Below are 7,778 nucleotides of genomic sequence, written 5' to 3' on the forward strand. Positions count from 1 at the left end.
CACCTGAAACTTAAAATGGAGTAATTATGAAAACATATGCAATCGTCGGCAATCAATATGAAGGTCTTTATACAAAACCCTGGTCAGAAGTACAAAAAATGACCCAGACAAAACCAGCACCGAAATATAAAGGATTTACATCAAGAGCCGAAGCTCAAGCTTGGTTTGATGCCCAAAATTCTGGATCACGTTCATACGAAACGGCATATGATGGTGCTTTTAAAGCAGATTCAAAACGTTACTATATCTTCACGGATGGCGGTAGCGAAATACCGGAAACGTTAGCGGTGGGCATGTTAAAGCAACGGATAAAGCTGCCTGGGCAATTGCAATCTATGCGGGTAGCGATCTAAACACACCTGTGTTTTCAGATGCTAAAGGATATTTCGGCCGTACTAATAATGAAATGGAAATGTTAGCGCTCATTAACGCATTACTACAAGCAGCTAAGACAGATGCGCCTGTTACAATTGTCAGCGACTCTAAATACGTGTTAGATTCTGTCACAAATTGGATGTATAACTGGCAAAGTAATGGTTGGAAAAAAGCAGGTGGCGAAATTGCCAACCTGAAAGGTTGGCAACAAATTTTTGACTTAGTGCAACCTCTTGAAAATCGTTTAGATTTTATTTGGGTTAAAGGACATGCGACAAGTAACGGAAACGTACTTGTCGACCGATTGCTAAACGAAGCAATGGATGCATTATAAAAGATACCTAAATATACAAAAAAGCTCTCAGACAACGTCTGAGAGCTTTTTTTAACCAATAATAATTTCTTCGGTTGGATATTGATAATGCGATGGCTTTTCACGGATATTCAAAACAGAGAACATCACTGTGTACAACCCAACACGACCAATAAACATCACGAACATAATAATAATTTTACCAATAACACTTAAATTAGGCGTTAATCCTAGCGAGAATCCAGTAGTAGAAAACGCCGAAATGACTTCAAAAGTAATATACTCTAATCCAAACCCTTTAGGAATCGTCTCTGTCATACATAATAATAACGACACAAACATAACAAAGGCTGTTGAAATCACCGCTAACATCAATGCTTTAACAATCGTTTTCTGACTGATTCGACGGTTACCAAAATTAACCTGTTCTTGCCCTCGTAAGGCCGCAACGGATTGCAACCATAAAATCCCTAGAGTCGTCGTTTTGATACCACCTGATGTTGACCCTGGCGTTCCACCAATGAACATCAATACCATAATGATAAACAAACCACCAACTGATAACGACGATAGCGGAATAACTTCTAGCCCAGCAGTACGTGGGACGACCGCTAGGAACAATGTATCAGATACACGCTCCCATAAACTTAGCCCTGATAAGTTATGCATTAACTTTTCTGTAAATAGGAAGACAGTAAATCCTCCTACAATTAACCAGCTTGATGTTGTTAGCGCCATACGCGTATGCAGACTCAATCGTCCACCACGTTTCAAAGATAATAAGTCTCGCCATACCAAGAACCCTAGTGATCCGGCAGTAATCAAAAACATCCATACAAAGAGTACATACGGTGAATTTTGGAATATCGTAATTGGTTCCTTAAAGAAGGTAAATCCTGCATTTCCAAATGCTGAAATCGCATGGGCAATACTAAAATAGATTCCTTGCCCAATTCCAAATCTCGGAATAAACGCAAACATTAATAATATGGCACCAATAATCTGAATAATAAATGATAACGAGAAAACAAAGGTCAGCATACTCTTTACGTCACCTAAATTACGCAAATTTAATGCTTCTCGCATCAACAATCGTGCTTTAAGATCTAACCTTTGTCTTGTCAGTGTTAGAACCAACACCGCAAATGTCATAAATCCTAGCGCACCTACTTCAATCATAATTAACAAAACAACTTGGCCAAAAAATGACCACGTCTCCGATGTGTTTACCACAGTCAGACCAGTAATCGCTGTAGCGGACACCGCCGTAAATAGCGCATCTATAAAAGAGACACTCACACCCGGATTTTGCGCAATCGGCAAACTTAGTAATCCAGCACCTACAAATATAATCGCTAAAAATCCTGCGGTTAATATTTGAGGCGGGGTTAATCTATCAAATAACTTATGCATAGTAAACACTCCAATTCATTCCCATTATACATTTTTATTTTATAAATTCCACAGCCAACCCACTTGTAGTTATCCCCCTTGTGGATAACTCTGTGCATAACTTGTGGATTAATTGTGGATAACCTGTGTATAACTCATCATTTTTGGGGATAAATGCACAGTTTTAGTTTCCAGAATTTTCACAAACTTCATTTTTTCACAAGCGATAAAATTGCCTAAAATGGCGTTCTTATCGTATTTACTCAACCTCGCATAGGTTTATCCTAACTCTGTTAAGTTGTTATCATTAGCTTTTACCTAAGTTATCCACAGTTGTGCGGAGTTTTCCACATTACCACTCACTCTGATATCTTTTTTAGGCTAATTTGCTATGTTTAAAACTTTACTTTAGAAATTAACGAACGATAAAACGTTTTACCGCTCCTATTGTTCGTTAACTTTAACCAGACTTAAATATAACCACAATTTGTGTGGATAACTTATTTTTTTATTGAGTTATCCACCACATGTTACCTGCTAAAAACGTTGATATAATCAACTTTCAAAGAGTTATCCACAACTAAACACAATAAATGTGGATAACTTCAAAAGCAATCGTTAATACGCTCCGAAAGGCATGATATAATAGGCATATTGATACACCAAGTATGCAAATTTCTTGTGGATAAATATATGAAATTCGCACTAACCCGAACAATATTTTAGAAAAACATGATTAAGGAGTCTATGATGAACGTTAAAATCATCTGTGTTGGTAAGCTAAAGGAAAAATATTTAAAAGACGGTATTGCTGAATATGCCAAGCGTCTACAAAAATTTGCGAAATTCGAAATCATCGAAGTACCTGATGAAAAAGCGCCTGAGCAATTATCCCAAGCTGAGATGGATAAAATTATGCAAAAAGAAGGTGAACGCATCCTTAGTAAGATTAAGGATCGTGAATATGTCTTTGCATTAGCCATTAAAGGAAAAGAACGCAGCAGTGAAGAATTAGCCCAAGAAATTGAAAAATTAACGGTCTCTGGAAATTCTGATTTAACATTTATTATTGGTGGATCACTCGGATTGGATCCTGCCGTTCTAAAGCGTTCAAATACACAAATTAGTTTTGGTCGTTTCACCCTGCCTCATCAATTAATGCGTTTGGTCCTAACTGAACAAATTTATCGTGCATTTATGATTAATCAAGGGTCCCCTTACCATAAGTAAATTGTTTCATGTGAAACATGCAGGGGTACCTCGACTTAAAATAAAAAAGCTCCTATGGGAATCATTTCCATAGGAGCTTTTTATTACATTTCTTTCTTACGACGCCAAATGCTGTAACCAACAGCCATGCAACTAAAGTAAATAATTGCAGCTACGACTGAAATTTGTGTTGTTTCATTAAATAACAACGTTACTAACACGGCAATATAGAACAAGATTGTTGCGTAACTTGATAACGGGAATAGCGGCATCTTGAAATCAGATACTGGCGCATCCGCTGAACGCTTGTATTGAATATGTGCTAATAAAATTAGGATCCATACGAAGATGAAACTAATCGTGGCTACCCCAGTAATCATAACGAATACTCGTGTTGGGTAGAAGTAGTTTAGCAATACCCCAAACAAGAACGCAGCCACAGATACTAACATTCCATTAACTGGTACATTTTGCTTAGACAATTTCGCTAACGCACGAGGTGCTTGCTTGTTCTTAGCCAAAACATATAGTGTACGTGATGTTGAGAAAATCGCTGAATTGGCGGCTGACATAGCTGATGTCAAAACAACGAAATTAACTAAGTCCGCTGCAAATCCAATTCCTAATCCTGCAAACACCTGGACGAATGGCGATTGACTAGCATCCAGTTGGTTCCATGGATAGATAGCCATAATAACTGCTAAAGATCCAACATAGAAGAAACTGATACGCTTAGGTACTGATTTAATTGCCTTAGGCAAATCCTTCTTTGGGTTAGCTGTTTCACCAGCCATTAAACCAACCATTTCAATTCCCGTAAACGCAAAGATAACCATTGGGAACGCTAGTAAGAATCCCCATCCACCCATAGCGAAGAATCCACCATGATCAATCAAATTGGCAAAACTAGCAGTTGTCCCATTAGTGTTAAATCCAGTTGCAATCATCCATAGCCCTGCAACAATTAACCCAATAATGGCAAAAACCTTTACACTAGCAAATCCACTTTCCAGTTCTCCAAACCAACGAACATTGATTAAGTTAACCCCAATAAGTAGAATCACAACTAACAACGGTGCTAACCATTGCGGTAGCTGCGGAAACCAATAACGTAAATAAATTCCTGTAGCGGTTAAATTGGCCATCGCTAAACTTGCCCAACTCAGCCAATAGGCCCATCCAATCACGAATTCCCATCGTTCACCTAAATATAGACGAACAAAATCAATAAATGATCGCAATTGCGTATTGGACATTAGCAGTTCTCCAACTGCGCGCATCATAAGATACGTGAAGAATCCTGTAATAGCGTAGGCTAATACTAAGGCTGGACCTGCGGTTTTAATCGCTTCTCCTGATCCTAAAAACAATCCTGTTCCGATTGCTCCACCAATTGCTATCATTTGCAAATGGCGTGACGACAGTCCTCGTTCGAGTTCTGTATTTTCTTTGTTCTCAGTCATAAGAACCTCTTTCCTGCATGAGGGCACAAAAAAGCCCCATGCCAAATTTAATTGACATAGGGACGTTAATAACGCGGTTCCACCCTACTTCTTAACTTACGTTAAGCGTCTTAATTACAGGTATCACTTTTCTCCCAAGGCTCCCCTAATGCTTTTTTTGGACTCTTTTTCACCATACCAGAGCTCTCTTAGCCAAAAAATAGATGCATTATTTCTCAATGTTCATCAAAAAGTAATAGTCATATGTTACCAATTTAAAAGTAACACGTCAACTATACTTGCCTTACTTTTCCACAGCTACTGAATCTTCAAACGCTTGTACATCAATTGTTTTCCCAATTACCGTTAAGACATCACCAATTTGTACTCGCGCATCTGAAGCAGGTTCTGTTAAAACTTGATCCTTAGACTTCAACGCAACAGCGTGTAACCCATCCTGATGATCTAGGTGCAGTTCTGCGATTGATTTATTTGAATACTTTAGGTTAGCCACCTTAATTTCAGCAATTGAATATCCGTCACCTAATTCAATATAACTCACCAAATTTGGTGCCATCAGATTTTCAGCCAATCGTTCCGCCATTTCCAATTCAGGGCGAACAACCAAATCTGCACCTACTTTTTCTAAAACACGTGCGTGTAGTTTTGTTTCAGCTTTGGCAATAACATCTTTACAATCCAAATCTTTCAACAAAATTGTCGTTAGAATGGAAGCTTGTTGATTATGCCCAATACACACAATAACATGATCAAAGCTGGGTAGATCTAAGTCTTTTAGTGCATCTTCTTCTTGTGCATTCGCGATAACTGCGTGTGTCGCGACATCCATATAGTCTTCAACTGTGTCTGGATCCTTATCAATAGCCAACACTTCTTGTCCAGCATCCATTAATGATTCCAACAATGAACTACCAAAACGCCCTAAACCAATAATTGCATATGTTTGTTGCATCTTTTTCTCCTGTAACGATTTTCTTTCTCATATTGTACACCTTTTCAAGGCATTACATATTAAAAACGCCTAGCAATAATTTGCTAGGCGTTTTGTCATCATTAATTTTTATAGAAATCTTCCCATTGCTTATTAATGTTCTTCTTTTGATCAGCATCTGCCCAGAACGGTGTTTGCACTACCCCTAAGACCTTGTCGTCACTCACGAATCCCCAATAACGTGAATCGTTTGAAACTGCACGATTATCACCCATTACAAAATATTGCCCTTCCGGCACTGTTAATGGCTTATCACGTTGCCAGTTCATCTTGTTTCCCAAGTCTTTCAAGCTTGTCCAATTACCAATTTGACGCATATCTGGCTCAGTTGTCGCAACCTTATCAGCAGCTCCCAAGTAATCTTGGTTAATCTCTTTTCCGTTAACCTTAACAACATCACCTTCAGCGCTGACAGTATCTCCAGGCATAGCAATTACACGCTTAACGAACAATTTGCTTTCCGTTTGTGATGGATCTTCACCGTAAGCATCAAAGATAATAACACTTCCACGACGAATTTCTTCATTCTTCATAGCCAATACACGTTCTTTATTCGTTAAATTGGGTTCCATTGAACGCCCTTCAACCTGAACTGGTTGAAACCAATATGTTTTAATTGCCATTGCAATGGCTAACCCTGCCAAAATTGGTAGAACCCATGACAGAATGCTACGTAATACTTTCATCTTACCACTCCTTTAGTAACTCTCATCTCATTATATCTATAAGGATACCATGTGTAGCTGAGAACAAAATTAAAATATCTATTAAAAAAAGCCGACACAGGTGTCGACTTTACTTAAATATCTATAATTTTAGCGACGTGAGCGCTTTGCCTTACGTACGGCACGTTCACGTGCTTTTTCAGCTCGAACTTTTTCAGCTCGCGCAGCGCGAATTTTAAATGGATTTTGCAAAACCCATGTTTGACCCACTTGGAACGCATTTGAAACTACCCAGTACAATGACAAAGCAGCCGGCACATTAATCGCAAACACGAAAATCATAACTGGCATAGCAAATGTCATAGTCGTCATAACACCATTACGTTCTGGTTGTCCCATCATTACCAACAATGATGAAGCTAACGTAAATAGTGCGGCCAAGATTGGCAATACAAAGTATGGGTCACGACCACCAAGTTGAATCCACAAGAATGTCCCTTGTTGCAACGCTGGTGTTGATTGAATTGATGAGTACAAAGCCATCAAAATTGGCATTTGTACTAACAATGGAATAAAACTTGCAAACGGATTAACACCGGCTTCTTTGTAAATCGCACGTTGTTCTGTTTGCATCGCTTGCATTGAAGCAGTATCACGTGTTGGATACTTTGCTTGCAAAGTCTTTAGCGCTGGCGCAATTTCTTGCATTTTAATCATTGAGGCTGATTGTTGTGCCATCAAAGGCAAGATCAACAGACGAATCAACAATGTGTATACAATAATTCCGACACCGGCGTTACCACCAAACCAATTTGATACTCCCAAAATTGATTGTGAGAAGGCGGCAACAATTGTTCCCCACAAACCTTGCCCTGCAATGTGCCCAGGATACGTAATTCCTGCAATAACCATGACAAGGAATGCCATCATCGCAATAGGAAATGAGCGCATTTGCATGTACTTCTTTAAAGTTTCCATATAGTACTCCCTATATTTATAGTAGGTTAATTTTCTGTTGTAGATGAATCATCAACAAACAAGTCCGCCAGAGTAAAGACGTGTTCGATATTTTTCTTAATCGTTTCCATATCTTGTTCATACGCACTTGGTCGTGCGATTACCAAAATATCTACGTCTTGGCGCAAGCGTGGCTTGAAGTCTAGCACACTTTGTCGAATTCGGCGCTTAATCCAAACACGTTCATGACCACGTAAGGCTACTTTTTTAGAAATTGAAATTCCTAAACGAAAATGCTTAGCCTGTTCACGTTCCATGGTGTAAACAATAAACATTTTGTTAGCAACCGAATGATGTTGATCAAAAACGCGTTGAAAGTCTGCTTCTGATTTAACACGGTAACTTTTTCGCAT

At 38.7% G+C, this 7,778-nt stretch carries 9 protein-coding genes; 3 read left to right on the forward strand and 6 right to left on the reverse strand.

Features of this window, described 5'->3' with window-relative positions; translation table 11 throughout:
- Positions 1-26: 26 nt before the first annotated feature.
- Both WS08_RS06975 and WS08_RS06980 read left to right on the forward strand, forming a co-directional pair.
- Positions 27-353: a ribonuclease H1 domain-containing protein gene (locus tag WS08_RS06975; RefSeq protein WP_242840316.1), complete on the forward strand. Its 327-nt coding sequence runs from the start codon at positions 27-29 to the stop codon at positions 351-353.
- A gap of 8 nt (positions 354-361) precedes the next feature.
- Entirely contained in the window at positions 362-709 is a 348-nt protein-coding gene (locus WS08_RS06980; RefSeq protein ID WP_242840332.1) for a ribonuclease H family protein, read from the forward strand.
- Positions 710-760: 51 nt separating this feature from the next.
- On the opposite strand, the gene WS08_RS06695 is transcribed toward WS08_RS06980, so the two are convergent.
- Positions 761-2,101, reverse strand: coding sequence for a TrkH family potassium uptake protein (locus tag WS08_RS06695; RefSeq protein ID WP_009765206.1), 1,341 nt, complete (start codon positions 2,099-2,101; stop codon positions 761-763).
- Positions 2,102-2,830: 729 nt separating this feature from the next.
- On the opposite strand from WS08_RS06695, the gene rlmH reads away from it, so the two are divergent.
- Positions 2,831-3,310, forward strand: a complete 480-nt coding sequence (gene rlmH / locus WS08_RS06700; protein WP_009765207.1) for a 23S rRNA (pseudouridine(1915)-N(3))-methyltransferase RlmH — start codon at positions 2,831-2,833, stop codon at positions 3,308-3,310.
- Between the two features lie 83 nt (positions 3,311-3,393).
- Here rlmH and WS08_RS06705 read toward each other — a convergent pair whose 3' ends face one another.
- The 5 genes from WS08_RS06705 to rnpA all read right to left on the reverse strand — a co-directional run bounded on the left by WS08_RS06705 (position 3,394) and on the right by rnpA (position 7,778).
- Positions 3,394-4,752, reverse strand: a complete 1,359-nt coding sequence (locus WS08_RS06705) for an amino acid permease (protein WP_009765208.1) — start codon at positions 4,750-4,752, stop codon at positions 3,394-3,396.
- Positions 4,753-5,035: 283 nt separating this feature from the next.
- Positions 5,036-5,704, reverse strand: a complete 669-nt coding sequence (locus tag WS08_RS06710) for a potassium channel family protein (RefSeq protein WP_009765209.1) — start codon at positions 5,702-5,704, stop codon at positions 5,036-5,038.
- Between the two features lie 101 nt (positions 5,705-5,805).
- The gene (lepB, locus tag WS08_RS06715; protein ID WP_009765210.1) at positions 5,806-6,429 is read right to left on the reverse strand and encodes a signal peptidase I; all 624 of its coding nucleotides are present in this window, start codon (positions 6,427-6,429) and stop codon (positions 5,806-5,808) included.
- A 129-nt stretch (positions 6,430-6,558) separates the two neighbouring features.
- Entirely contained in the window at positions 6,559-7,386 is an 828-nt protein-coding gene (gene yidC / locus WS08_RS06720) for a membrane protein insertase YidC (RefSeq protein ID WP_009765211.1), read from the reverse strand.
- 26 nt (positions 7,387-7,412) lie between these two features.
- Complete coding sequence (gene rnpA, locus WS08_RS06725) at positions 7,413-7,778, reverse strand: ribonuclease P protein component (RefSeq protein WP_009765212.1); 366 nt, start codon at positions 7,776-7,778, stop codon at positions 7,413-7,415.

Origin of the sequence: Weissella tructae, from assembly GCF_000732905.1 — a bacterium.
In the GTDB taxonomy this organism is placed as follows: Bacteria; Bacillota; Bacilli; order Lactobacillales; family Lactobacillaceae; genus Weissella; species Weissella tructae.

What these genes read in the sequence shown, in the direction of transcription:
- WS08_RS06705 (WP_009765208.1), bottom strand. Translation starts at nt 4,752, where the DNA reads ATGACTGAGAACAAAGAAAATACAGAACTCGAACGAGGACTGTCGTCA.
- yidC (WP_009765211.1), bottom strand. Translation starts at nt 7,386, where the DNA reads ATGGAAACTTTAAAGAAGTACATGCAAATGCGCTCATTTCCTATTGCG.
- WS08_RS06975 (WP_242840316.1), top strand. Translation starts at nt 27, where the DNA reads ATGAAAACATATGCAATCGTCGGCAATCAATATGAAGGTCTTTATACA.
- WS08_RS06695 (WP_009765206.1), bottom strand. Translation starts at nt 2,101, where the DNA reads ATGCATAAGTTATTTGATAGATTAACCCCGCCTCAAATATTAACCGCA.
- rnpA (WP_009765212.1), bottom strand. Translation starts at nt 7,778, where the DNA reads ATGCGAAAAAGTTACCGTGTTAAATCAGAAGCAGACTTTCAACGCGTT.
- rlmH (WP_009765207.1), top strand. Translation starts at nt 2,831, where the DNA reads ATGAACGTTAAAATCATCTGTGTTGGTAAGCTAAAGGAAAAATATTTA.
- WS08_RS06710 (WP_009765209.1), bottom strand. Translation starts at nt 5,704, where the DNA reads ATGCAACAAACATATGCAATTATTGGTTTAGGGCGTTTTGGTAGTTCA.
- lepB (WP_009765210.1), bottom strand. Translation starts at nt 6,429, where the DNA reads ATGAAAGTATTACGTAGCATTCTGTCATGGGTTCTACCAATTTTGGCA.